We start from the raw sequence: 23298 nt of genomic DNA on the forward strand, positions 1-23298 counted from the left end.
GGAAGATCAACGATCCCGAAAGGGGACGACCGTGCCCGAATTGCCATTCGACTCGCTCTACCGGCACGGTTTCGCACGGGTGGCGGTCGCGGTGCCGCGGGTCCGGGTCGCCGATCCCGCGTACAACGTCGAACAGACGCTGGAACTGGCCCGGCGAGCGGCCGCCGACGGTGTGGCGATGACCGTCTTCCCCGAACTCGGGCTCTCCAGCTACACCGCCGACGATCTGTTCCACCAGGACGCACTGTCCGACGCGGTGGACACGGCGCTCGAACGCGTGGTGGCGGAGAGCGCGGAGATCGATACGGTGCTGGTGGTCGGGGCGCCGGTGCGGGCGCAGGGCCGACTGTTCAACTGCGCGATCGCGGTCTGCCGCGGCACCGTGCTCGGCGCGGCGCCCAAGAGCTACCTGCCGAACTATCGCGAGTTCTACGAGAAGCGCCAGTTCGCGGCGGCCCGGGAGAATCTGGACGACCACATCACGATCGCGGGCCAGCGGGTGCCGTTCGGCTCCGATCTGCTGTTCACCGCGACCAATGTCGACGGCTTCGTCTTCCATCTGGAGATCTGCGAGGACGGGTGGGTTCCATTGCCGCCCAGTGGATATGCCGCGCTGGCCGGTGCGACGGTGCTGGTCAATCTGTCGGCCAGCAATATCGTCATCGGCAAGGCCGACTACCGGCGCGAGCTGTGCACATCGCATTCCGCGCGTTATCTGGCCGCCTACCTGTATTCGGCTGCGGGACATGGTGAATCGAGCACCGATATGGCCTGGGACGGACAGGCGCTGGTGTGCGAGAACGGCGATCTGGTCGCGGAAGGTGAGCGATTCTGCGACCATCCCCAGCTGGTCACCGCGGATCTCGACCTGCTGCGGCTGGCCGCGGATCGCATCCGCACCACGAGCTTCGGCGATAATGTGCACGATCACCGCGAGCGGCTGGTCCGGCTGCGGCGCATCGAGGTGGAGATGCCCATTCCGACGAGCGCTATCGCGCTGCGGCGCGAAATCCAGCGCTTCCCTTACGTTCCCAGCGATCCGGCGGCCCGCAACGAACGCTGCGCCGAGGTGCACCACATCCAGGTCGAGGGCCTGAGCACCCGACTGCGGGCGACTCGCAGCCAGCGCCTGGTCATCGGCGTCTCCGGCGGACTGGACTCCACCCAGGCCCTGATCGTCGCCGCCAAGACCATGGATCGCCTCGGGCTGCCGCGGACGAATGTGCTGGCCTACACCATGCCCGGCTTCGCGACCAGCACCCGCACCCGCACCGACGCGCACGCGCTCATGGACGCACTCGGCGTCACCGCGCGGGAAATCGATATCCGCCCGTCCGCCACCCAGATGCTGCGCGATCTGAATCACCCTGCCGCCGAAGGTGTTCCGCAGTACGACGTCACCTACGAGAACGTGCAGGCCGGCGAGCGCACCTCGCATCTGTTCCGACTCGCCAACCAGCACAACGCACTCGTCGTCGGCACCGGTGATCTAAGCGAACTCGCCTTGGGCTGGTGCACTTTCGGCGTCGGCGACCATATGGCGCACTACAGCGTGAACGCCTCGGTACCGAAGACGCTGATCAAATATCTGATCGCGTGGGCCGTCGACACCCACCAGTTCGGCGAAGAGGCGAGCAAGGTGCTGTCATCGATCCTGCTGACCGAGATCTCGCCGGAATTGGTGCCCAGCGAGGATTCCACCGCACCGAGCCAGAGTTCCGAGGCCACCGTCGGTCCCTACGAATTACAGGACTTCCACCTCTACTACTCGCTGCGCTTCGGCTACCGCCCGAGCCGGGTCGCCTACCTGGCCCGGCACGCCTGGTCCGAGCGCGATCACGGCAGCTGGCCGGACCTCATCCCGGCCGACCAGCGCCACACCTACGACCTGCCGACCATCAAATACTGGCTGGCCGAATTCCTGCGCCGCTTCATCCAGACCAGCCAGTTCAAACGCTCCACCCTGCCCAATGCTCCGAAAGTCGGTTCGGGCGGGTCGCTTTCGCCACGGGGCGACTGGCGCGCCCCCAGCGACGCCTCCGCGGCGGCGTGGCTGGACGAACTCGCCCGCAATGTCCCGGACTGAGCGCTCAGGCCGCGACCGGCGGGCGATATTCGAGCGGAACCGTCATCCGGGAGCCGCGACGCACCGATATCCCGCGCGAGCGGATGGCCCGCCGCTGCCGCGCTCTGGCGGCGTGTGCTGCCCGAATGCCGATGCCTATCCAGGTGATTCGGCGTCGGCCGGACGCGAGCGCGGCCCGGATGTTCATGACTTCTCGGCGACGATCACCGACAGCAGTTCGACCAGATCGGCTTCGGCCTTCGCCTTGTCCACACCGACATCGGACAGGATTCCCGAACCATTCTCCTGTTCGAGCAGCGCGAGCAGGGCGTGTTCGGTGCCGACGTAGTTGTGTCCCAGGCGAAGCGCCTCGCGGAAGGTCAGCTCCAGCACCTTCTTGGCCTCGGGTCCGAAGGGAATGAGCGCCGGCAGATTCGCCGGATCGGCGGGCTGTTCGGCGATCGCCGCCGTGGCCGCGTTCCGGACGGTATCGAGGTCGACACCTTGGGCGGTAATCGCGCGGGCGCCAAGGCCTTCCGGCTGGGACAACAGACCGAGCACCAGATGCCCGACGGCGATCTGCGGATGACCGGACGTGCGCGCCGCCTCCTGAGAGACCACCACGACCTGTCGCGCACGCTCGGTGAATTTCGCGAAGCCCGCACTGGGATCCATGGCCGCGGCCTCCCCCGGATCGCCGGGGCCCTTCGGCACGAACCGCTTCTGTGCGGCCTGTTTGGTGACGCCCATGCTGGCGCCGATATCGGTCCACGAGGCGCCGGAGCGGCGAGCCTGATCCACGAAGTGGCCGATCAGATGATCGGCCACCTCGCCGAGGTGCCCGGCCGTCACCACCGCGTCGGAGAGTTGTTCGAGCACGTTGTCCGGACGCGCCTTTTTGATGCCCTCGATCAGATCGTCGAGCCGTACGTTATTTGTCATGCGTCAACGATAGGTTGACGATCCAGCATCGTCAACCCTTAGTTGACGATGGCCTTACGGTCGCGCCGCCCGGCCCGCACCCTGCACGATCTGCTCTTTGAACCAGGCCGCTGTCCGTCCGGTCAGCACGGTCCGCCCGGGCGAATCATCCGCGTGCAGGAACTGGATGACACCGTCGCGTCTGCCCAGGCTGATGCACTGGAAGTAGTACCGGAACCGCAGCTCACGGGGTGCGCGACCGGCGAGGCGCGCGACGAGGGCATCGGCGGCGTACTTACCGGCGGGCAATGCGGTCGCGCAGGCCATCCGAAGTTCTCGGCCGCCGGGCCCGGCGATGACCGCGCAATCGCCCGCCGCGTACACGTCGGGATGCGATGTCGACCGCAATGTCTCGTCGGTCAGCACCCGGCCGTGCCCATCCACCATCAGCCCGGCTCGCTCGGCCAGATCCGGCACACCGAACCCCGCGGTCCACACGGTCGCTGCCGCCTCGACCACCGCACCGTCGGCCAGCCGCACACCCTTTGGCATCACCTCGATAACCTTCGCATCCGAACGTATCTCGACTCCGAGCCGTTCCAGCCCCCGCCGCACATGAGCGCGCGCCCGCCGGGAAAGCCAGGACGCGGGCTCATCCGAGCCGAGCAGCAGCACTCGCGAATCCGGCTGGGACTGCGCCAGTTCCGCGGCCAACTCGATTCCAGTGGCACCGCCGCCGACCACCGCGATCCGCCCCGCCGGGATGCCGCTCCGCAATGACGCCGAATCCTCGGGCGTGGCCACGGAATACGCGTACTCGGCGACTCCCGGCACCCCGGCTACGTCGTTCGCGCTGCCCAATGCATAGATGAGCGAGTCGTATCCGAGCGCCGATGCGCCGTCGATCAGCACCCGCTTGCGCTCAGTGTCGATGCCGTTCGCCCAGCCCTGTACGAAGTGGATCCGCTTGGGCTCGAGCAACTCTCGCAGGTCCCACTCCGGGATCGACTGTCCCACACCGTATTGGTGCAATCGCACTCGTTCGACGAAGCTCGCACGAGCGTCCACGACGGTGATGTGGGCGTTGCGCGCGGTGCGCGCCAGTCTGCGGGCCGCCGCCAGCCCCGCGTATCCGGCGCCGAGGATGACGATTCGATGCTGTCCGGTCATGATGTGGCTCCCTTTCGATCGGCCTACACCCCTCAGACCGGACAGACCCCCGATCCATGACAGCTTCGGGACATGACCCGCATCACTGTGGCGCCACGCCGTCGACACGGCCGATGTAGGACAGCTTCTCCGGATTGATGATCATCCGCAGCGCGGTCACCGCATCGTCGAGGATGTCCACGCCGGCTACCAGCATGGGCTCCCCAGCCACGCGGACGACGACGGCGGGCGCACCGTTGATCTCCTCGAGCGCGATCTCCGTACCGGGCACTTCCTTCCTGAACAGACCGATCAGATAGCGAGCGACAGTGGCGGCCCCGACAATCGGCCGCCTGGCCGCGGTGATCAGGCCGCCGCCGTCCGCGGTCGAGGTGACGTCGGCGGCGAGCATCCGCTCCAGCGCCTCGACATCCCCGATACGCGCCGCCTTCAGGAAACGCTCGATCAGCTCGCGGGCGTGGTCGACCGGAACATCGAAGCGCGGCCGCCCTTCGCGCACCCGCACACTCGCCCGGCGGAAGATCTGCTGGGAATTGGCCTCGGACACCGCGAGCATGTCCGCGATCTCCCGATGGGCGTAGCCGAATGCCTCGCGCAGGACGAAAACCGCGCGCTCGATCGGGCTCAACCGCTCCAGCGCCATCAGCAGCGCCAGCGATACCAGCTCGCGCTCCTCCGCCGATTCCAACGGCCCGAGCTCACCGCGCGCGGTCGGCACCGGCTCCGGCAGCCACGGTCCGACATAGGTCTCCCGGCGGGCCCGCGCCGAAACCAACCAGGTGCGGCAAAGATTCACGATCGCGGTGGTCAGCCAGGCCTCGGCCGAGCGAATCGCGACGCGATCGGTGCCGTCCCAGCGCAGATAGGTCTCCTGCACCGCATCCTCGGCCTCGGTGGCCGATCCGAGCATCCGATAGGCGAGCGCGAAAAGGCGCGGGCGATGCGCCTGGAATTCGCGCAATCCGTCCGATTCCACCGCCACCTTCTTCCGTGCTCGCCCGCCGAAGATGACGGTACCGGTCGGGATCGATCCGGCCACGAGTAGTTCGCTACGCGACCCAATGCTGCGGCCACCACCGAAAACCCGGCCCAGATCGAAACCCCAGAAACCGAAACCCCCAAGCGCCGCAACACTACTCATGACTGCGCCTCGCTCATAGCCGCAGCATTCCCGCTGGCTCTTGGTGATTCCTTAAGAAATGCCAGGCGAGGTCAGGTGTGCAGATCGTCCATCGGGCGGTCCTTACCGGGACTACGCAGCCGCAGCCGACTGGCCCCGCGGATCGCCGGACGACGAATAGCGGGCCGCCGCCGCTGCGCCCGGCGTTGCGCCCGGCGCTCGGATGGCTTGTGCTGCCAGGTCTCCGGGCGCGCGGCGACCCAGCGCTGCGAATGCCAGGCGAACGGAATATGTCCGAGGTACACCACGACCAGCACCAGCAGCAGCACGATCGGATAGGTGACCAGTGCCGCCGCCGCGAGCGCGGTCAGCACCAGCAGTCCGGCCGCGGCCTGCGGCGCCACCGATACCGACTTCATCGCCAGCGTCGGAATCGTGCTGACCGCCAACGCCGCCGCGAAGACCGTCCAGGCCGCGACCTCGTAGAAGCCGACCCACCAGCCGTCGCCGAACTGCACATACAGCCCGATCGGCACCAGCGCGATCAGCGCGGCCGCCGGAGCGGGCACACCGACGAAGTACTCACGCGACCACTCCGGTCGAGTGTCGTCGTCGAGCAGGGTGTTGAACCTGGCCAGCCGCAACACGATGCTCACCGCGAACACCAGCGCGATGATCCAGCCCGCACTGTTGCTGTCCAGCAGCGCGATATAGAGCACCAGACCGGGTGCGACACCGAAGGAGATGGCGTCGGAGAGCGAATCGAGCTCCGCGCCGATCTTCGTGGTGGCGGCCAGCATCCGAGCCAGCCGACCGTCGAGCGTGTCCAGCACCGCCGCCGCGCCCACCATCGCCAGGGCGATATCGAGCTTGTCATCCAGGGCGAACTTCACCGCGGACAGTCCGGCGCACAGCGCCAGGATTGTCACAATGCTCGGCAACAGCCGGATACTCCGGCGCCTTCGCTGCGGTGTCGGCAGGGCCTGCTCCATCATGAGTCGGTAGAAAGTACGGCCAGAACGGTTTCGCCCCCGATCGTGCGTTGTCCGGGTTCGACGAGCAGTTCGGTGCCCGCCGGGAAGTAGGTGTCGACGCGGGAGCCGAAACGGATCAGGCCGTAGGTATCGCCGATGGTCAGTTTGTCACCGACCTTGGCGTCGCAGACGATGCGCCGCGCCAGCAGACCCGCGATCTGGACGACCACGATCTGCGCACCGCCCGCGGTGTCGATGACCATGCTGTTGCGCTCGTTCACCGCACTGGCCTCGGGCAGATCGGCGGAACGGAACTGACCGGACTGGTGCAGCACGGTGCGCACGCTGCCGGAGATCGGCGTGCGCTGCACATGCACGTCGAGCACCGAGAGGAAGATGCTCACCCGCGGCAGCGGCTGATCGCCGAGACCCAGTTCCGCGGGCGGCGTCGCGGTATCGACAAGGGCGATCTCACCGTCGGCCGGGGCGACGACCACACCGGCCCGGTTCGGCGGCACCCGGTTCGGATGCCGGAAGAAGGTCGCGCAGGCCGCGGCGGCCAACAGACCCGTGCGACGCACCCACTTGCGCCTACCGCCGACGACCGCCACCGCGAGCGGCGCCGCGACAAAGGGCAGCCCGGCGGGATGCAGCGGGGGGATCGCGGCCCGGACCAGATCGACGACATGGCCGACTCCGGTCGTTTCGGGCGTGCCGGGCGGGGTGGGACGGCGTGCCACAGGCTCCTCTTTCGTGCTCGATGCAGACGGTTTGCGCCCCTCAACCATAGGTCCAGCGCAAGCGTTCACACCTTACGGGAATCGAGCCGGTGGCACGCGGCGTGAGCGTCAGGCCCGCAGGAGGCAGTCTGGGTAACCACGCAGGACCCGCTCACGCCGCAAATCCGACACGCGACGTGAGCGTCAGGCCCCGTTGGAGGCAGCCTGCGTAACCACGCAGGACCCGCTCACGCCGCAAATCCGACACGCGACGTGAGCGTCAGGCCCCGCAGGAGGCAGCCTGCGTAACCACGCAGGGCCCGCTCACGCCGCAAATCCGACACAGCTGTCAGCGGGAGGCTTTGCGGCCGGTGAACAGCTTCACCAGGAACAGCAGGATCACCGCGCCACCGAGGCAGGTGAAGAAGCTGAACCAGAGCCCGCCGCCCTCGACGTCGACGCCGAGCAACTTCAGTAGGAATCCGCCGAGTAGGCCACCGACGACACCGACCACGATGTTGAGGAGGATGCCCTGTTGCGCATCCGTCTTCATGATCTTGCTGGCGATCCAGCCGGCGAGACCGCCGATGATGATCCACCCGATAATCCCGAGTCCGAGCATGGTGTCCTCGAATCACTAGTTGAGGCAGCGCCGCACCACAGGGCGTGCTTCGGAGGTATACCCGCCGAATGTGAGAATACGCACTCCCGTCGCGCGCGCGGGGGGCTAATATGAGGGGGCCTCATGTCTACGCAGACGTAGGCAATGGGCCGATGAGGGACTCATTTCGATGCTTCGGGTACAACCCGGCGGCGCCGCCGCAGGTACATAGGAGACGCACAATGGCCGCTCGAATCGCCCAGATAACGGGGGCAGAGCACACGGCGATCCTCGGGCTCGGCGTATACCGCCCCGCTCGAATCGTCACCAACGATGAGGTGGCCGGGCCGATCGACTCGAGCGACGAGTGGATCCGCACCCGGTCCGGCATCAAGACACGTCGCTTCGCCTCGGAGACGGAGACGATCCAGTCCATGAGTGTCGCCGCCGCGCGCGGTGCCCTCGAATCCGCGGAAGTCGACGTCGACCAGGTCGATTGCGTCATCGTGGCAACTTCCACCCATCTGTTGCTGACTCCGGCCGCCGCGCCGCGGATCGCGACCGAGCTGGGCATGAACGGGTCGGCGGCGTTCGACGTTTCGGCAGGCTGCGCCGGCTTCTGCCACTCCCTCGCGCTGGCCTCCGATCTGGTGCGCTGCGGGACCGCCCGGCATGTGCTGGTGATCGGGGTCGAGAAGTTGACCACCACCGTCAACCCGAAGGATCGCGCCACCGCATTCCTATTCGCCGACGGCGCGGGCGCGGTGGTGGTCGGTCCGTCCGCGGAGCAGGGCATCGGCCCGACGGTCTGGGGTTCGGACGGCACCCAGCACCACGCGATCCGCCAGGACAAGGACTGGATGGAGTACTTCGCCGAAATCGACGAGAAGGGCCTGGACGCGGTGCGGCCCTACCTCGCGATGGAGGGGACCGCGGTATTCCGCTGGGCCGCACATTCACTGGAGAAGGTGTGCCGCGACGCCATCGATCGCGCCGAGCTGACCACCGATGACATGGACGCGATGATCCCGCACCAGGCCAATGGCCGGATCATCGAGATCATGGCCCGGGTGCTGAAACTGCCCGAGCATTGCGCGCTGGCCAACGATATCGAGGAGACCGGAAATACCTCGGCCGCCTCGATTCCGCTGGCCATGGAGGCGCTGCTGCGCAAGGGCGAGTCGAAGCCGGGCGATACCGCGTTGCTGATCGCCTTCGGCGCGGGCCTGTCCTACGCCGCGCAGGTCGTCACGCTGCCGAACTGGCAGTAACTCAGCCCAGACCCCAGGTGACCTTCACCGTGAAGGTCACCGTCTGGGTGCCGGGTTCCAACTGGAACGACTCGGGGGCACCGACCTTCGGGTTGTTCTCCTCGCGGCTGCTGGCCTCGTTGATGGTGATGACATCGGTCAGCTTCAGCCCGGCCAGCACCGCGTACTGATCGGCCCTGGACTTGGCGTCGGCGAAGGCGCGCGAGCGGGCGTCGGCGAGCAGCTTCGAATCGTCCTCGATCGCGAAAGACACCCCGCGCATCCGGGTCTCGTTGCCGCCCGCCTTGGTCGCGGCGTCCAGGATCGCCGAACCCTTGGACAGATCGCGGATCACGATGCGCACCGAGTTGGTGGCCCGGTAGCCGGAGATGATGTGTCCGTCCGGACCGTACTGCGGCTGAATAGAGACGTCCTTGGTCTGCACGTCCTCGCGGGCTAGTCCGGCGGTGACCATGGCGTCGGTCATGGCCTTGGACTTTTCGTTGGCGCCGGAGATGGCCGCGGAGACGTTGTCGGCGTTCACCTCGACGCCGAGCTCGGCGTTCAGGGTGTCGGGGGCACCGCGCACCTGGCCGGTGCCCACCACCGTGACTTCGCGCTCGGGCGCCGAATCGGATTTACCGCATCCGGTGAGCAGCAGGGCCGAACCGACTACGGCGACAGTTGCCGCCGAATATCGCGTAATGGGTCGCATAGTGGCAACTTACGCACGGGCACGGCTCACTGCCTCGAAACACACCCGATCCCTTGTGATCTCGCGATCAGCTATGTGCCGGTATATCGCGGCGTCGTACGGCGGGGAGGAAGTAGTCGCTGAGATTCTCGGGGCCCGGTCCGTCGCCTCCGAACAGCGCCAAGGGGAGCATCGCGGAGAAATACAAATTCATGAACCAGACCTTTGTCAGTCTGCCATATGACGGAAAGCTACCGTCGTCGGACTGTATCACACACAGGCCGAACAGCGCCTTCCCGACAGTGGTATGAAATGCCCCTTGCAGTATGACCCGATCGGCGAAGGAAGTGGCCAGCCACACGCCGAGCGCAACTCCTCCGACGAGCGGAACGCTGCCCTTTCCCAGCAGCACGAGCGCCGCCGCACCACCGATATGCAGCGACCAGTCGATGACGAATGCGAAGACTCGGCGCAATATGCGGGGCGACGGATAACGAGTGTCTTCCGAGCTGCCGTGCCGTATCACACCCACCGATTCATCAACCGGCTTCACTACCACGCGACCGCGGTCCGGAGTCAATTGAAATTCGCGAACGGACTGCGGCGGCGCACCCGCTGGATCGAGTCGCGTGCCGGAACGATTCTCCCTGAAGGAGAATTCGGGCGGTTGCCTCGCCGGCGAATAGTATGCGTATCGAAAGACACCGCCGCCTGGAGCCGATATGACTCCGCGTTTTCGGGGATCGCCTGCGAACCATGCCGTCGAAGAGCTGCCGTCGACCACTGCACCTATTTGATGAACCCAACTGCTGACGATCAATTGTGAGATTCGGTTTCCGTTGATATCCCTCAGTTCAACCCACTCGTAGCGGTGGTTGGTCAGATAACCGATCTGATACTCCAGCCAGGGATATCGCCGCAATATCCGCCGCGTTCGCCTCCGGATCCACACCGTGCATGCGCCGATCATTCCAGTACAGAAAAAGACTACCGAGAGCATCAATCCGACCCCGGAGAGGCGGTGGGACAGGTGGCTGTGGCCAGGATCGCCCAAATTTATGAAAATCACGGACGCTGGGATACTAGCGACCCCGCCGAGCAGTGCAATCCATGGCAGCAGCATTCCCTTTCGCAACGCGGTACGCGTGGCCGGCCAGGACGCGGCCGGTGACGATGTTTCCACGACGAAATCCCCTCACAAGTCCAGCGACGGTGGTCGAGGCCTCGTGCGACCGGTCGCGCGGAATTCGATCGACGCTGCCATGCCCACCACCATCTTTCGAAATTCTGGACCATAGCCGACTGCCACGGTCGATAGCTCGATAGCGGCCAGGGCCGACCCGTCGCCCGACGGAACGACAGCTTCGAGTTGGTACGTGCCCGTGGTGGCGCTCCCGTACGGTCTCCCAGGAAGCTCAGGCGTTGGAAGCTCCGTCACGCGCTCGGTGAACATCATCGGCCGACCACCCACGTCTGCCATTTCGACGTTGTATACTTCGCCGGACCTGGCTCTTTCACCAGCTAGATTTGCCAATCGCAATCGTGGATTGATCTTCTCGCCACCGGTTTCATAGACGCAAACAGTGATGCATGACGTGATCAGATTTCCGTCCGTCGACAAGTGTCGACCTATTCCGCAGTACCTTGCGTCCCGGTACGCTAGTTCAGCAAAGAGTGTTGCGGCGGCGGGCAGGATTGCCTCAGCCGTGGCCTTCGTCGTCGATGGCTCCATTTCACCGACAATCTCTTGGACAATGCCGATCCGGCTCTCTATTTCCGTGAGGGGCATCGCCATGAAGCCGTGGGGAATCCAGATATCCACTGTTGTCTCAGTCATTGCCGATGTTCCCGATCTTGAAAAGTCCGAGGCCAGCCTTTCCAGCGCGCGAGAACAGTTCGATGCCAGCCGCCGATGTTCCCGGCTCATACTTGCTGACTTGACCGAAGTCCTCGAAGAAGCCGCTGAAGTCATTCATGGATCGGGTTACGACCGAGGGCATCAGTGGAACCTTGTTGACATAGTTCGGAACGCCGTCAATAAGTTTCGTAGCGAATCCCGGCGCTTGCGCTCCCTGAGTGATTGCTTTGATCGCCGGAGCGAATTCCCCGAGCTCAGTAAATGCCTTCACCCCCTTTATTGTTCCCCCGACGCCAGGTATGACGCCCAGGCTGTCGAGCCCAACCGTCATACCTATCTTCTCGAGCGCATCACCATTGAAATCTCCAGATAAGACATCCTTGAATGCAGCACGGACGTCGGGATCGAGGAAATCCGTGGCGAGGGCACCCGCGCCGGCAACGAGTGCGATACCTGCGAAGATCGCGTCCGCCGGTGGGGGTGTCACCAGTGCGAGAAGACCCGTAACCGCAGATACCCCTGCCAACACATCGTGGATCTGCTGTCGGTGATCGCTGATCCACTGGCCGACACCTTTTATCGCATCGGTGATGCGGTCCCAGATGCTCTTGTCCGGTGCGCTGGGCGCGAAATCCTTTGCGGCCGCGTCTAGTTCGCTGGCGATCCGTCGGGCCGAGCTGTCATGTGTGCTTTCGAGATCGCGCGCGCGACGGATGATCGAATCGACGTTCCCTTCCCAGGTGTCGACTGCCGCGAGGGCAGCATTGACCTGGGCGGTGGCGGCGTTGAGGCGGGTCTGCGCGGCTTGCAACTCGACTGGATCGGTGAAGGTCAGGTTGCCCAGACCCAAATCCGCGTTCGATCGAGCTCGCTGCAATGTTTGCAGTGCGCTGTTGTACTGCCCTTTGGCCTCGGCGGCTTCGGTTTCCAGGCCGTTGGCGGTGTCCTGGAAGCTCACGAGGTTCGTATGCCATTCGGCGAGGAGCCCGACGGCCTTTTCGAGCGAGTTCTGGGCGTAGCCGAGATCCTGGGCGAGGGTGGTGTCGAAGTGGGCACGGAAAGCATCGCCGCCCGTGCCCTGCCAGACATTGTCGTTGCTGTTGCGCAGGCTGTTCAGCAGCTGATTGGTTTCCTTGACTGCGTCGGCGGCTGTATTGATCTGGCCGCGCAGACCCGCCACGTCGTCCGGGGCGCCGGGAACCGGGTTGAAACCGAGGTATGGGTAGGGGTTCTGGCTCATGCTGTGGCCGAGGTGGTCGGCTGTCGGTCAACGGCGTTCTCGGCTTGCTCGACCACCTTGGCGAATGCTTGGTCGGTCTGTTGATAGGCGTCGAGGCACTGTGCGACACCGTCCGCGGTTGCCTTCGCCGACTCGCCGATCCGTTCGATGCCGAACTGCCAGCGTCGTTGGAAACTGTCGGCGGCGTCGTTGAGAGTCTTGGTTCCGATGTCGCCGTGGCCGCCGTTCTTCATCGCGTTCATCGCATCGTTGAGCACCTGCTCGGCGCCGCGCAGAGACTGAACGGTCTTGCTCAACACATCGATGTCCACCTCTAGAAATCCGGCCAACTCGACACTCTCCTTCACGCGAGGTCATGTACATGCCGACCGCCGAGAACCCTGTCCGGTCCGTGTGGACGGTTCACAGGGTGGGAGTGGAGTTCCGGGCGGATCGAGACACCTGTATCAGTAATGGACGCATCGTCTTTCGAAACGGTTCCATCGAGCCGACATTCTTGTGCGCCAGGTAATGAGGTCGGCGGTGCTGGTGGCCGGGGATCGACGCGGGGAGTCCTCGACAGCGGTGGCGTAGAACTGATCGCGAATGGGACGCCTTCCTCGGCGGTGCTCGCGACGGCGAGTTCGACCGCCGTGGCCTTCCCCGAATCAGAATCAGGCCCGATCCGCATCATCGGATCGGGCCTGACGTGTGTTCGGTTGAGTATGTGGCCGCCGGCAGCGGCTCAGGCGGCGGCCTCGACCGCGGACTTGATCTTGCCGAGGGTTTCCTGCATCCCGCGCTCGAGCAGTTCCTCGAACGGCGCCTCGCCGCCGAGCGCGGCATCGATGGCCTTGCGGGAGAACCAGGTGGTGCCATTGGGCACATCGCGGCGTTCGATCAGCCGGGTGCCGGTGGCCGTCGGCTCCAGCGTGTAGCTCCAGATGGTGCGGTTCTCGTTGATCCGAAAGGCGAAGGCCTGGTTGGGCTCATAGCGCACGATGCGCGCGGTGGTGGGCCAGTACTTCTTGCCGTCGGTGTTGAGGTTGATCGTCCAGGTGCCCGCCTTCGGAGCGCCGAGCGCAAGCATCCGCACGCACTGCGGGCTGAACTCCGGCATCCGCTTCAGATCCGAGACCACGGCCCAAACCTGCTCCGGAGGTGCGGCGATGTCGATCGTGGCTTCGATATTTTTCGGCAACGCTGCCTCCGGAGAACTGTTGGCACTGAAGATTAGACAACATCCTAGTCGGCGGCTGTTGGAAGACAAATGGGTCACTTTTTCGCGATTTATCGACCGGCCTTTGTAATAGCGCGCGCACAATATCGGATAGACGAAGCATCAGACACTGCCACAAGCTTTTCCGTCCAGCGTGAGGTGATCGGCTGTGAAACTGCGCTCCCTCTTACATCGTCGGCACGAGGACCAGGTCCCGCTGCTTCCCGCCATCGAACCCGAGCCCCAGCCCGCCCGGGACACCGCCGCGCCACACACCAAACGCAAGATCGCTGGGGAAGAACGACTGGAGCGCCTGCTCACGCCCACTGAACTGGACTTGGTGCGCGAACATCGGGTTTGACGAGCGTTCCATACTCGATATGTGACTTCACCCGCTGCCACGAAGCCGGCCATCCTCAGTGTCGACGACGACCCGGGGGTCTCCCGCGCGGTCGTCCGCGACCTGCGCCGCCGTTATGGGGCCGAATACCGGATTCTGCGCGCGGAATCGGGCGCGGACGCGCTCGACGCCCTGCGTGAGATGAAACTGCGCGGCCACCCGGTCGCGGTACTGATCGCCGATTACCGGATGCCGGGCATGGACGGCATCGAATTCCTCGAGCAGGCCATGGACCTGCACCCGTACGCGCGCCGCGTACTGCTGACCGCCTACGCCGATACCAGCGCCGCGATCGACGCGATCAATGTCATCGACCTGGACCACTATCTGCTCAAGCCATGGGATCCGCCGGAGGAGAAGCTGTATCCGGTGCTCGACGGCCTGCTCGAAGCATGGCGCAGCAACGACCACAAGCCCGTCACCGAGACGAAGGTGGTCGGAAATCGCTGGTCACCGCGGTCCTCGGAAGTACGGGAGTTCTTGGCCCGCAATCAGCTGCCCTACCGCTGGTACCTGGCCGAGGAGCCGGAGGGCGCGCGGCTGCTGGAGGCGGCGGGCGCCGATCCCAATATCTGTCCGGTGGTGATCACCCCGGGTGGGCAGGCGCTGGTGCAGCCGAGCGATGGCGAACTGGCCGAAAGCGTCGGTCTGAACACCAATCCGACCGGTGACTTCTACGACCTGATCGTGGTCGGCGGCGGACCGGCCGGACTCGGCGCCGCGGTGTACGGCGCATCCGAGGGCCTGCGCACGGTGCTGGTGGAGCGCACCGCGACCGGCGGCCAGGCGGGACAGAGCTCGCGCATCGAGAACTATCTCGGCTTCCCGGACGGGCTCTCCGGTGCCCAGTTGGCCGATCGGGCGCGGCGACAGGCCGCGAAGTTCGGGGCCGAGGTGATCACGACGCGCGAGGTGGTTGGGCTCGAGGTGAACGGGTCGGCGCGGACCGTGCGGTTCGCCGACGGTGGGCGGCTCTGCGCGCACACCGTGATCATCGCGACGGGTGTGGACTACCGGCGTCATCCGGCGCCGGGCGTGGACGACTTCACCGGGCGCGGGGTCTATTACGGCTCGGCCATGACCGAGGCCTCCGAATGCGCCGATCACGATGTCTACATCGTCGGCGGGGCGAATTCGGCGGGTCAGGCGGCGGTATTCCTGTCCCGCAACGCGCGCACCGTGCATCTGGTGGTCCGCGCGGATTCGCTGGAGAAGTCCATGTCGCACTATCTGATCCAGCAGATCGCCGCGATACCGAACATTCGCGTGCACACCGATACCGAGGTGACCGCCGCCGACGGCGAGGACCACCTGCAGTGGATCGTGCTGCGCAATAACGAGACCGGTGCGGAAGAAAAAGCCGAGGCGGAACGGTTGTTCCTGTTCATCGGCGCCGCACCGCAGACCGACTGGCTCGATGGGGTGGTCAAGCGCGACGAGGCGGGCTATGTGCTCGCCGGTCCCGATCTGCTCGTCGACGGGACCAGACCCGCGGGCTGGGAGCTACCCAGACCGCCACACCATCTGGAGACCAGCGTGCCAGGGGTTTTCGTGGCGGGTGACGTGCACGCCGACTCGGCGAAGCGGGTGGCCTCGGCGGTCGGCGAGGGCGCGATGGCGGTCATGCTCGTGCATCGGTACCTGGCGTGATAGGAGGCTGGACCATGAATTCGAAGGAGACGGCGGATCGCAGCAGTCATTTGGTCTGCGATCCCGCGGAACTGCGCAGCCTCTTCCTGTTCGAGAAGCTCACCGACGAACAGCTGGAACTGCTGTGCGCCGACGGACGCATCGAGATCATCGAGCCGGGCCTGGTCTTCCGTGAGGGCGATCCGGCCACCTGCTTCTACGTGATGATCGAGGGCGAGGTGCAGCTCACCAAGCTCTCCGGCGGTGCGGAGATCGAGATGTCGCGCACCGACTACCGCGGCGCGTACGCGGGTGCGTGGACCGCTTACCTCGGCGACAAGGTCGATCAGACCTACACCGGCTCGATGTATGTGACCCGCCGGTCGCGTTTCTTCGTACTCGACGCGGGCACCTTCGCGCGGATGATGCACGAATGGTTCCCGATGGCCGTGCACCTGCTCGAGGGCGCGTTCTTCGGCAATCGCAACAATATCGAGCGGATCAACCAGCGCGAGCGCCTGCTCGCCCTCGGCTCGCTGTCGGCGGGCCTGACCCACGAGCTGAACAATCCGGCCGCCGCCGCGGTGCGCGCCACCTCCGGACTGCGCGATCGGGTCGCGGGCATGCGGCACAAGCTGGCCATGATGGCGCAGGGCAAATTCGACACCGCATCCTTGGAAGCGCTGGTGCGCCTGCAGGAGGAAGCGGCGGCCCAGGTCGCGAAGGCGCCGGAGCTGACCACACTCGAGGCCTCCGAGCGCGAAGACCTGCTCAGCGAATGGCTGGAGGATCACGGGATCGACGACGGCTGGAATCTGGCGCCGAATTTCGTGCAGGCCGGCTTCGACGTCGATTGGCTGGAACGGGTTTCGGCCACCCTGGAGAGCTGTCCGGACCAGGTGTTCCAGGGTGCGATCCGGTGGCTGAACTACACCATCGAGACCGAACTGCTGATGAACGAGATCGCCGACTCGACCACCCGCATCTCCACCCTGATCGGCGCGGCCAAACAGTATTCGCAGATGGACCGGGCGCCATTCCAGGTGGTCGATATCCACGAACTGCTCGACAGCACGCTGGTGATGCTCAGCCGCAAGATCGGCGACGGCGTCAAGGTCGTCAAGGAGTACGACCGGACGCTGCCCGAAGTGCCCTGCTTCGCGGCGGAATTGAATCAGGTGTGGACCAACCTGATCGATAACGCGGTCTACGCGATGAATGGCCAGGGCAAACTGACCATCCGCACCCGGCACGAAAACGATTGCGCCGTCATCGAAATCGGCGACACCGGGCCGGGCGTGCCCGCGCAGGTGCGCAGTCGCATCTTCGAACCGTTCTTCACCACCAAGCCGGTGGGCGAGGGAACCGGTCTGGGCCTGGATATTTCGTTCCGGATCGTGGTGAACAAGCACCACGGCGATATTCAGCTCGATTCCGAGCCGGGCGACACCAGGTTCACCGTCTGGCTCCCGCTGCACCGCCCCGAGCAGACCGACGACAATCAGGCGCAAACCGAAGCCGATACAGGAGGTCAGTGATGACGCAGGAACTGGAAGGCATCGACCCGTCGGTCGCGCCGAGCGGTCCCGGCTGTCTGGAATGCGAAGCGGCCCAGGGCTGGTGGGTGCACCTGCGCCGGTGCGCGCAGTGCGGGCACATCGGCTGTTGCGATACCTCGCCGGAGCAGCACGCCTCCAAACACGCCAAGGACACCGGGCACCCGTTCATCCAGAGCTATGAGCCGGGCGAGGACTGGTTCTTCGATTTCCGCTCCGACGAGATGTATGGCGGCGGACCGGAACTCGCGCCGCCGACACATCATCCGGTGGACCAGCCGGTGCCCGGTCCGCGCGGCCGGGTGCCCGCCGACTGGCAGTCACACATCCACTGACCGTCTCCGGATCGTTCGGCGAATCGCAAGGGGCGCACCGCACTGTGGGCTCCATGACAATCCCTCGATCCCACCCGGTACTCTGCACCGGACGCGCCGGAGATTCCGGTGCCTCGAGTCACCGGGGAACGCACGTGATGAAGCGAGTTACCGCCACCGCCCTGGCCACCGGGGCGGTGGTTTTCGCGCTGACCGGCTGTGGCGGGTCGGACAATACGAACACCGACGCGAACGGTCTGCGCAAGGGCGAGACGGGTACGAATACGAGTACGCCCGCCGCGACCACAACGGCCGCGCGACCGACCGGCGCCGCACCGACCAGCACCGATGGCGCGCCGACCACCACCAAGGCCGCGGTGGATACCTCCTCGCTCGGCCCGGCATCGCGCACCACCTGCGCGGACTTCAAGAAATTGGACAGCACGGGTGAGAAGACGCTGATCGAACAGGTGCTCGCGGAGAATCCGGACAGCCCGTTCGAGGGCAGCCCGAATGTCGCCCTCGGCACCGCCAAACTCGTCTGCCTGGCCCCGACCTATGCCGACACCCCGGTCGTGATCGCCGCCGGAATCGTCGAAAAGAATAAATAGGCCCCGCGCGCCTCGGTCGCAGCACCAACGCACATACACAGAACGCGCGTACACAGCGGGCAGGCGCTGTGTACGCGCGTTCTACTTATGTCGCGACGATCAGGGCTGACCGGTGGCGAACGCGATCACGGCGTCGAGGAACTCCTGGCCGCCCATGACGTATCCGCCGATCAGCGCACCGGCCGGGATGCTGATGATCCACAGGAAGGGGATGAAGGCCCCGAGGACGGCCCCGATGACGATGCCCGGCAGGTTCTTGTTGACCTGCTCCATGAGTCGGTCGTAGGAGCTGATGTCCTTCAGCCCCGCAATGTCCTTCAGCTTCGCGGTGTCCGCCGGGGTCATCGTCGAAGTCAGCGCGACGGTGTGGCCGTCGGCGCTGATCTGCTGGCTCACCGCGATCGGAAGTCCCGCGACCTCGGAGTGCAGCGGCACCTGGTCCACCGTCGCGCCGTCGTCGGACTTCAGCAGCACTGCGGCGCCGTCCGAGGCGAGCTCGAACCGGCCGCTGTCAACCGCCCAGGTGATGGTCTTATCAGTTGGGGAAACCGTTGTGTGGTAGTTGATTCCGTGTGCAACACCAGAGGTCACGGCCCCTTGGGTCACTACCGCCGGCTGGTCGGTCGCCACGGCGGGCTGTCCATTGGCGGTAGCCGCGCTGATTCCCACCGCGGTGACAGCCATGAAGACAGCAGTAGTGATCTTTCCGAACTTCATTCTTTGAATCCCCTCCAAGAATGGCCGCCCCTTCTGGGCTGGCCGTCGGCGACATTACCCCGGCCGTAATGTCGCCGAATCACCACAAGTCGTTGGGGCACAAGGGATCAGCATCGTCACCGAGTGAGACTACGTGGCTTTTACTGCCCCGGAAAACTCGGTTTGCCACTACATAACCTCGGCACTACACCCCGACAAATTTGGGCGCATGTCCATAACCGGGTCCGGCAACCCAACCTGCTGCGACGATATCGGCACCGCTATGTGTGCCGCCGCCGCGCAATGATTGCCGAAGCCGCGAATCGAACCTTGCCGATTCGGTACGTCAGCGCCATTCCGTAACTCCATCCCGTCCCACGACGAAGTCGTGCCGCTTATGGTTCCGTGACAACATTCACAATTACGTTTACCGAATCGGAACAGTGGGTCTAGCGCCGGTTTTCCGTGTCCGTCGGACCTATCCGCCGGTCTGCGGGCCAACCAGGGCCGGACGCGGGCAGAATGGCACAGTGGCAGAACTGGCGCTCACCGCACGACTGAACCCCTCCGCCGCCGACGCCAGGCGCGGGGTGGTCCGGCTGCATCCGGAGGCGCTGACCGCGCTCGGGCTGCGGGAGTGGGACGGGATCGCGCTGGTCGGGTCGCGGCGCACCGCGGCGGTGGTCGGGGTGGCCCCGGCCGGCACACCGGCCGGGGTGGCATTGCTCGATGACGTCACGTTGTCCAATGCGGGTCTGCGCGAGGACACGAATGTGGTGGTGTCCCCCGCGACCGTGTACGGCGCCAAGCAGATCTCGGTGAGCGGTTCGGTGCATGCCACCCGGACCATCCCGGCGGCGACGCTGCGGCAGGCCCTGCTCGGCAAGGTGGTGACCATCGGCGACGCGGTATCCCTATTACCCCGCGATCTCGGCCCGGATATCAGCTCCTCGGCTGCCACCCAGGCACTTTCGCGCACCTTCGGGATCGCGTGGACCACCGAGCTGCTGACGGTCACCGCCACCGATCCCGGACGTGGTCCGGTGAGTGTGCAGCCGAATACCGCGGTTGTCTGGGGCGCGGGTGCGGTGGCGGCCCGGGATTCCGCCGATCGGGCCGCCGCCGGGCTACCGAGCCCCGCGGGTGAGACCGCGCGCGGCGTCACCGAGGCCGCGGCCCTGCAGACCATGGCGGCGACCGACGGGGCGGGCGAGGGTTGGAGTACGACGATCGGCGCATCCGCCATCCCGGTCGAGGATCTGGCTGGCGTACAAGGGCAGGCGGCGAAACTCCAGGAATGGCTGAGCCTCGCACTCGATGAACCGCAGCTGCTGAAGGCCCTCGGCGCCACCGCCCATCTCGGGGTCTTGATCACCGGTCCGGCCGGTGTCGGCAAGGCCACCCTGGCACGCGCGGTGACCGCGCCCCGGCGCATTGTCGAGCTGGACGGCCCGACGGTCGGCGCGGCCGAGAGCGGCGCGCGGTTGCGCGAGGTCGCCGCCGCGGTGGCCGAAGTCTGCTCCGGCCGGGGCGGAATCCTGCTCGTCACCGATATCGACGCACTGCTGCCCGCACCGGCCGAACCGGTCGCCACCCTCATCCTGGATCAGCTGCGCGGGGCGGTCGCCGAACCGGTCGTCGCCTTTCTCGCGACCACGGCGCATCCGGCCGGCATCGATCCGCGGCTGCGGGCACCGGATCTCTGCGATCGCGAGCTCGCACTCCCGCTGCCGACCGCGTCGGTGCGCAAGGCACTGCTGGAGCAGTTGCTGCGCAAGGTGCCGACCAAGGATCTGAAGCTCGAGGAAATCTGCTCGCGCACACCGGGATTCGTGGTCTCGGACCTGGCCGCGCTGTGCCGTGAGGCGGCGCTGCGCGCGGCATCGCGGGCCAGTAAACAGCAATCGGAGCCGGAGCTCACGCAGGCGGACCTGCTCGGCGCCACCGAGGTGATCCGGCCGCTATCACGCTCCGGCACAGAGGAACTCGCGATCGGCAGCCTCAGCCTGGACGACGTCGGCGATATGGTCGAGACCAAGGAGGCGCTCACCGAAACCGTGCTCTGGCCGCTGCGGCACCCGGATTCGTTCGCTCGCCTGGGTATTCATCCACCGCGCGGCGTACTGCTCTACGGTCCGCCCGGTTGCGGCAAGACGTTCCTGGTGCGCGCGCTGGCGGGGACGGGCCAGCTCAGCGTGCACGCGGTCAAGGGCGCCGAGCTGATGGACAAATGGGTCGGCGCGTCCGAGCGTGCGGTGCGCGAATTGTTCCAGCGCGCACGCGATTCCGCGCCCTCGCTGATCTTCTTGGACGAGGTGGACGCGCTTGCGCCGCGCCGCGGTCAGAACAGCGACTCCGGCGTCGGCGATCGCGTGGTCGCGGCGCTGCTGACCGAACTCGACGGCGTGGAACCGCTGCGCGATGTGGTGGTGCTCGGTGCGACGAATCGCCCGGAGCTCATCGATCCCGCGCTGCTGCGGCCCGGTCGCTTGGAACGCCTGATCTTCGTGCCACCCCCGGACGCCGACGCCCGGCTGGAAATCCTGCGGGCGGCCGGAAAGTCGGTGCCGCTGGCCGCCGATGTCGATCTCGCCGCGCTGGCCGCCGACCTGGACGGCTACTCCGCGGCCGACTGCAGTGCCCTGCTGCGCGAGGCCGCGCTGGCCGCGATGCGCCGGGATGTGGACGCCGCCGATGTCACCGCCGCGGATGTCGCGGCGGCCAGGGCGGTGGTGCGACCCTCACTCGAAGCCGAACAGGTCGAGTCGCTGCGTCGCTACGCCGACAACCGCCGATAGCCGTCCAAGCAACCTTCTGGTAATCGGCTTCTTCCTGGCGTTTCCTTGTATCCGACATATTCGAGCGATCTTGTCGCAATCGCAGATTCTCGGGTTGGGCGCGGGTAAGTTCGACGAGGTGCACAAGATCGGCAATACGGTCGATACGGTCACGGCCTTCCTCGGGGCCGCGGTCGCCGGCGTGGCACTGTTCCTGCCGATCAACTTCAGTTGGACCGCCGAGGCTTCGCCTTATCGGCTGGCCAGCCTCAACAACAGCGTCCCGCGCGGGGCCGCGATCGGGGTGATCGTCGCGGTCGCCGTCGCGGTGCTGGTGATCACCCTCAGCAAGCCTGCGGCAGCCTGGGCGGCGGCGCTGGGCGCCGCGATCGGCATGGAAATCAATCACATTGCCGGACGCAATGTTTCCTCGGCCGACCTGCTGACCACGCAGAACTATCTGGATTCGATCCTGGGCGGAGTGCTGCTCGGCGCATTGGGCGCGGCGGTGCTGCGACGACCGGGCCCGGCGGCCGGATTCGCGATCGGCGGCGCCGGCTTCTTCGTCTTCGGCGACCTCGCCGAGCTATTGGACATCGCCGACGACAATCCGTATTCGGTGCTGGAGACGCCGCCGCGCTGGCTCATCGGCGTGGCGGTGGTGCTGCTGATCATCAGCACATTGCGCAATTGGTCCCAGCCCAAGGAGCCGAGTCCGCCCCAGCTGGTCGTCGAACTTCCGGTGACGCCGATCCTGGCCGCGATGGTGCTGGCGCTGGTGATCCTGGCCATTACCGAATGGCTGGCGCGGCAGTATCAGCACGCACCCGATGTCAGTCACGCGGTCGAGATCGGGATGGCGGTCGCCGCGACGGTCATCGTCGCCACCGCCGCGGCCATGCTGCTGCCCGGCCGGGATGGGTCCGGGGTGTACCTCGCGGTGAGTCTGGTCGCCGCCGCCGACGCGATCGGCAGCACCCCGCGGCCCGCTTGGAGCGCGGCCGCACTGATCGGGCTCACCGCCGTTGGGCTGTTGGCCGGGATCCGCATGCCATCGATGTTCATCGCCATCGCCCTGATCACCGGTCTCGCGGTATTCGCCCTGGTGAAACCGCCCCACGACCATCGCTACGTGATCGCGGCGGGCAGCGGCGTCCTCGCCTTGACGGCCGGTTACTGCTGCGGCGCCGCCCGTCCCCGCTACTCCCCCAGCGGGGTGCTCGCCATCGCGGCACTGTATCTGCCCTCGATCATCACCGCGTTGCCGCACGACTCCGACGAGTGGCCGCCACACGGTGGCGCGAACCACCAAGCACTGGCGGGCCGGATGGCGCTGGCCCTGGTCTGCGGCTCGGCCCTCGGTTTGCTGGTGCTGCGCCGATTTCGGCCGCGCAGCCGACCGAAACCGGACCATTCCACCGCGGACGAAACGGTAGCGGACATATAGCCCAGCCGTGTGGAGATGGCGTACGCCATACTCGCTCGGCCGACTAAAGCCCCAGGCC

At 66.0% G+C, this 23298-nt stretch carries 22 protein-coding genes; 9 read left to right on the forward strand and 13 right to left on the reverse strand.

What is annotated here, in order from left to right:
* Nucleotides 1-31: 31 nt before the first annotated feature.
* The gene (locus ACHQ4I_RS35570) at nucleotides 32-2086 is read left to right on the forward strand and encodes an NAD(+) synthase (protein ID WP_420776285.1); all 2055 of its coding nucleotides are present in this window, start codon (nucleotides 32-34) and stop codon (nucleotides 2084-2086) included.
* 183 nt (nucleotides 2087-2269) lie between these two features.
* Here the strand turns inward: ACHQ4I_RS35570 and ACHQ4I_RS35575 are convergent, their stop codons facing one another.
* The 6 genes from ACHQ4I_RS35575 to ACHQ4I_RS35600 form a co-directional block, all read right to left on the reverse strand.
* A complete protein-coding gene (locus ACHQ4I_RS35575) occupies nucleotides 2270-3007 on the reverse strand; it encodes a Clp protease N-terminal domain-containing protein (RefSeq protein WP_420776286.1) in 738 nt (245 codons plus the stop codon).
* 54 nt (nucleotides 3008-3061) lie between these two features.
* Nucleotides 3062-4156: an NAD(P)/FAD-dependent oxidoreductase gene (locus ACHQ4I_RS35580; protein WP_420776287.1), complete on the reverse strand. Its 1095-nt coding sequence runs from the start codon at nucleotides 4154-4156 to the stop codon at nucleotides 3062-3064.
* 82 nt (nucleotides 4157-4238) lie between these two features.
* Nucleotides 4239-5297, reverse strand: a complete 1059-nt coding sequence (locus tag ACHQ4I_RS35585; RefSeq protein ID WP_420776288.1) for an RNA polymerase sigma-70 factor — start codon at nucleotides 5295-5297, stop codon at nucleotides 4239-4241.
* A gap of 71 nt (nucleotides 5298-5368) precedes the next feature.
* Nucleotides 5369-6271 carry a CDP-alcohol phosphatidyltransferase family protein gene (locus ACHQ4I_RS35590; RefSeq protein ID WP_420776289.1) on the reverse strand — a complete coding sequence of 301 codons (903 nt, stop codon included), beginning with the start codon at nucleotides 6269-6271 and terminating at the stop codon, nucleotides 5369-5371.
* Nucleotides 6268-6990 carry a phosphatidylserine decarboxylase gene (locus ACHQ4I_RS35595; protein ID WP_420776290.1) on the reverse strand — a complete coding sequence of 241 codons (723 nt, stop codon included), beginning with the start codon at nucleotides 6988-6990 and terminating at the stop codon, nucleotides 6268-6270. Before ACHQ4I_RS35595 ends, ACHQ4I_RS35590 begins: the two co-directional genes overlap by 4 nt.
* Nucleotides 6991-7318: 328 nt before the next feature.
* The gene (locus ACHQ4I_RS35600) at nucleotides 7319-7591 is read right to left on the reverse strand and encodes a GlsB/YeaQ/YmgE family stress response membrane protein (protein WP_420776291.1); all 273 of its coding nucleotides are present in this window, start codon (nucleotides 7589-7591) and stop codon (nucleotides 7319-7321) included.
* A 221-nt stretch (nucleotides 7592-7812) separates the two neighbouring features.
* Here ACHQ4I_RS35600 and ACHQ4I_RS35605 point away from each other — a divergent pair, with 221 nt between their 5' ends.
* Complete coding sequence (locus ACHQ4I_RS35605) at nucleotides 7813-8841, forward strand: beta-ketoacyl-ACP synthase III (RefSeq protein WP_420776292.1); 1029 nt, start codon at nucleotides 7813-7815, stop codon at nucleotides 8839-8841.
* 1 nt (nucleotide 8842) lies between these two features.
* On the opposite strand, the gene ACHQ4I_RS35610 is transcribed toward ACHQ4I_RS35605, so the two are convergent.
* From ACHQ4I_RS35610 to ACHQ4I_RS35635, 6 genes are all read right to left on the reverse strand, one after another.
* Nucleotides 8843-9535, reverse strand: a complete 693-nt coding sequence (locus ACHQ4I_RS35610; RefSeq protein WP_420776293.1) for an SIMPL domain-containing protein — start codon at nucleotides 9533-9535, stop codon at nucleotides 8843-8845.
* A gap of 67 nt (nucleotides 9536-9602) precedes the next feature.
* Nucleotides 9603-10583, reverse strand: a complete 981-nt coding sequence (locus ACHQ4I_RS35615; RefSeq protein ID WP_420776294.1) for an RDD family protein — start codon at nucleotides 10581-10583, stop codon at nucleotides 9603-9605.
* A 126-nt stretch (nucleotides 10584-10709) separates the two neighbouring features.
* Nucleotides 10710-11351 carry a hypothetical protein gene (locus ACHQ4I_RS35620; protein WP_420776295.1) on the reverse strand — a complete coding sequence of 214 codons (642 nt, stop codon included), beginning with the start codon at nucleotides 11349-11351 and terminating at the stop codon, nucleotides 10710-10712.
* Nucleotides 11344-12612, reverse strand: a complete 1269-nt coding sequence (locus ACHQ4I_RS35625) for a hypothetical protein (protein WP_420776296.1) — start codon at nucleotides 12610-12612, stop codon at nucleotides 11344-11346. The genes ACHQ4I_RS35620 and ACHQ4I_RS35625 overlap by 8 nt, the downstream gene beginning before the upstream one ends.
* On the reverse strand, nucleotides 12609-12959 hold the full coding sequence (locus ACHQ4I_RS35630) for a hypothetical protein (RefSeq protein WP_420776297.1): 351 nt from the start codon (nucleotides 12957-12959) through the stop codon (nucleotides 12609-12611). The genes ACHQ4I_RS35625 and ACHQ4I_RS35630 overlap by 4 nt, the downstream gene beginning before the upstream one ends.
* Before the next feature lie 377 nt (nucleotides 12960-13336).
* Nucleotides 13337-13792 carry an SRPBCC family protein gene (locus tag ACHQ4I_RS35635; protein ID WP_420776298.1) on the reverse strand — a complete coding sequence of 152 codons (456 nt, stop codon included), beginning with the start codon at nucleotides 13790-13792 and terminating at the stop codon, nucleotides 13337-13339.
* A 187-nt stretch (nucleotides 13793-13979) separates the two neighbouring features.
* Here ACHQ4I_RS35635 and ACHQ4I_RS35640 point away from each other — a divergent pair, with 187 nt between their 5' ends.
* From ACHQ4I_RS35640 to ACHQ4I_RS35660, 5 genes are all read left to right on the forward strand, one after another.
* Nucleotides 13980-14171, forward strand: a complete 192-nt coding sequence (locus ACHQ4I_RS35640; RefSeq protein ID WP_420776299.1) for a hypothetical protein — start codon at nucleotides 13980-13982, stop codon at nucleotides 14169-14171.
* Between the two features lie 21 nt (nucleotides 14172-14192).
* A complete protein-coding gene (locus ACHQ4I_RS35645; RefSeq protein WP_420776300.1) occupies nucleotides 14193-15860 on the forward strand; it encodes an NAD(P)/FAD-dependent oxidoreductase in 1668 nt (555 codons plus the stop codon).
* A gap of 14 nt (nucleotides 15861-15874) precedes the next feature.
* On the forward strand, nucleotides 15875-17377 hold the full coding sequence (locus ACHQ4I_RS35650) for an ATP-binding protein (protein ID WP_420776301.1): 1503 nt from the start codon (nucleotides 15875-15877) through the stop codon (nucleotides 17375-17377).
* A complete protein-coding gene (locus ACHQ4I_RS35655; protein ID WP_420776302.1) occupies nucleotides 17377-17730 on the forward strand; it encodes a UBP-type zinc finger domain-containing protein in 354 nt (117 codons plus the stop codon). The genes ACHQ4I_RS35650 and ACHQ4I_RS35655 overlap by 1 nt, the downstream gene beginning before the upstream one ends.
* A gap of 137 nt (nucleotides 17731-17867) precedes the next feature.
* The gene (locus ACHQ4I_RS35660; protein ID WP_420776303.1) at nucleotides 17868-18320 is read left to right on the forward strand and encodes a hypothetical protein; all 453 of its coding nucleotides are present in this window, start codon (nucleotides 17868-17870) and stop codon (nucleotides 18318-18320) included.
* A gap of 99 nt (nucleotides 18321-18419) precedes the next feature.
* Here ACHQ4I_RS35660 and ACHQ4I_RS35665 read toward each other — a convergent pair whose 3' ends face one another.
* Nucleotides 18420-19037, reverse strand: coding sequence for a DUF8020 domain-containing protein (locus ACHQ4I_RS35665; protein ID WP_420776304.1), 618 nt, complete (start codon nucleotides 19035-19037; stop codon nucleotides 18420-18422).
* 509 nt (nucleotides 19038-19546) lie between these two features.
* On the opposite strand from ACHQ4I_RS35665, the gene ACHQ4I_RS35670 reads away from it, so the two are divergent.
* Both ACHQ4I_RS35670 and ACHQ4I_RS35675 read left to right on the forward strand, forming a co-directional pair.
* Nucleotides 19547-21814 carry an AAA family ATPase gene (locus tag ACHQ4I_RS35670; RefSeq protein WP_420776305.1) on the forward strand — a complete coding sequence of 756 codons (2268 nt, stop codon included), beginning with the start codon at nucleotides 19547-19549 and terminating at the stop codon, nucleotides 21812-21814.
* A gap of 70 nt (nucleotides 21815-21884) precedes the next feature.
* A complete protein-coding gene (locus tag ACHQ4I_RS35675) occupies nucleotides 21885-23240 on the forward strand; it encodes a hypothetical protein (protein WP_420776306.1) in 1356 nt (451 codons plus the stop codon).
* Nucleotides 23241-23298: the final 58 nt, after the last annotated feature.

The organism is Nocardia nepalensis (assembly GCF_048910785.1).
GTDB classification, from domain to species: domain Bacteria; phylum Actinomycetota; class Actinomycetes; order Mycobacteriales; family Mycobacteriaceae; genus Nocardia; species Nocardia nepalensis.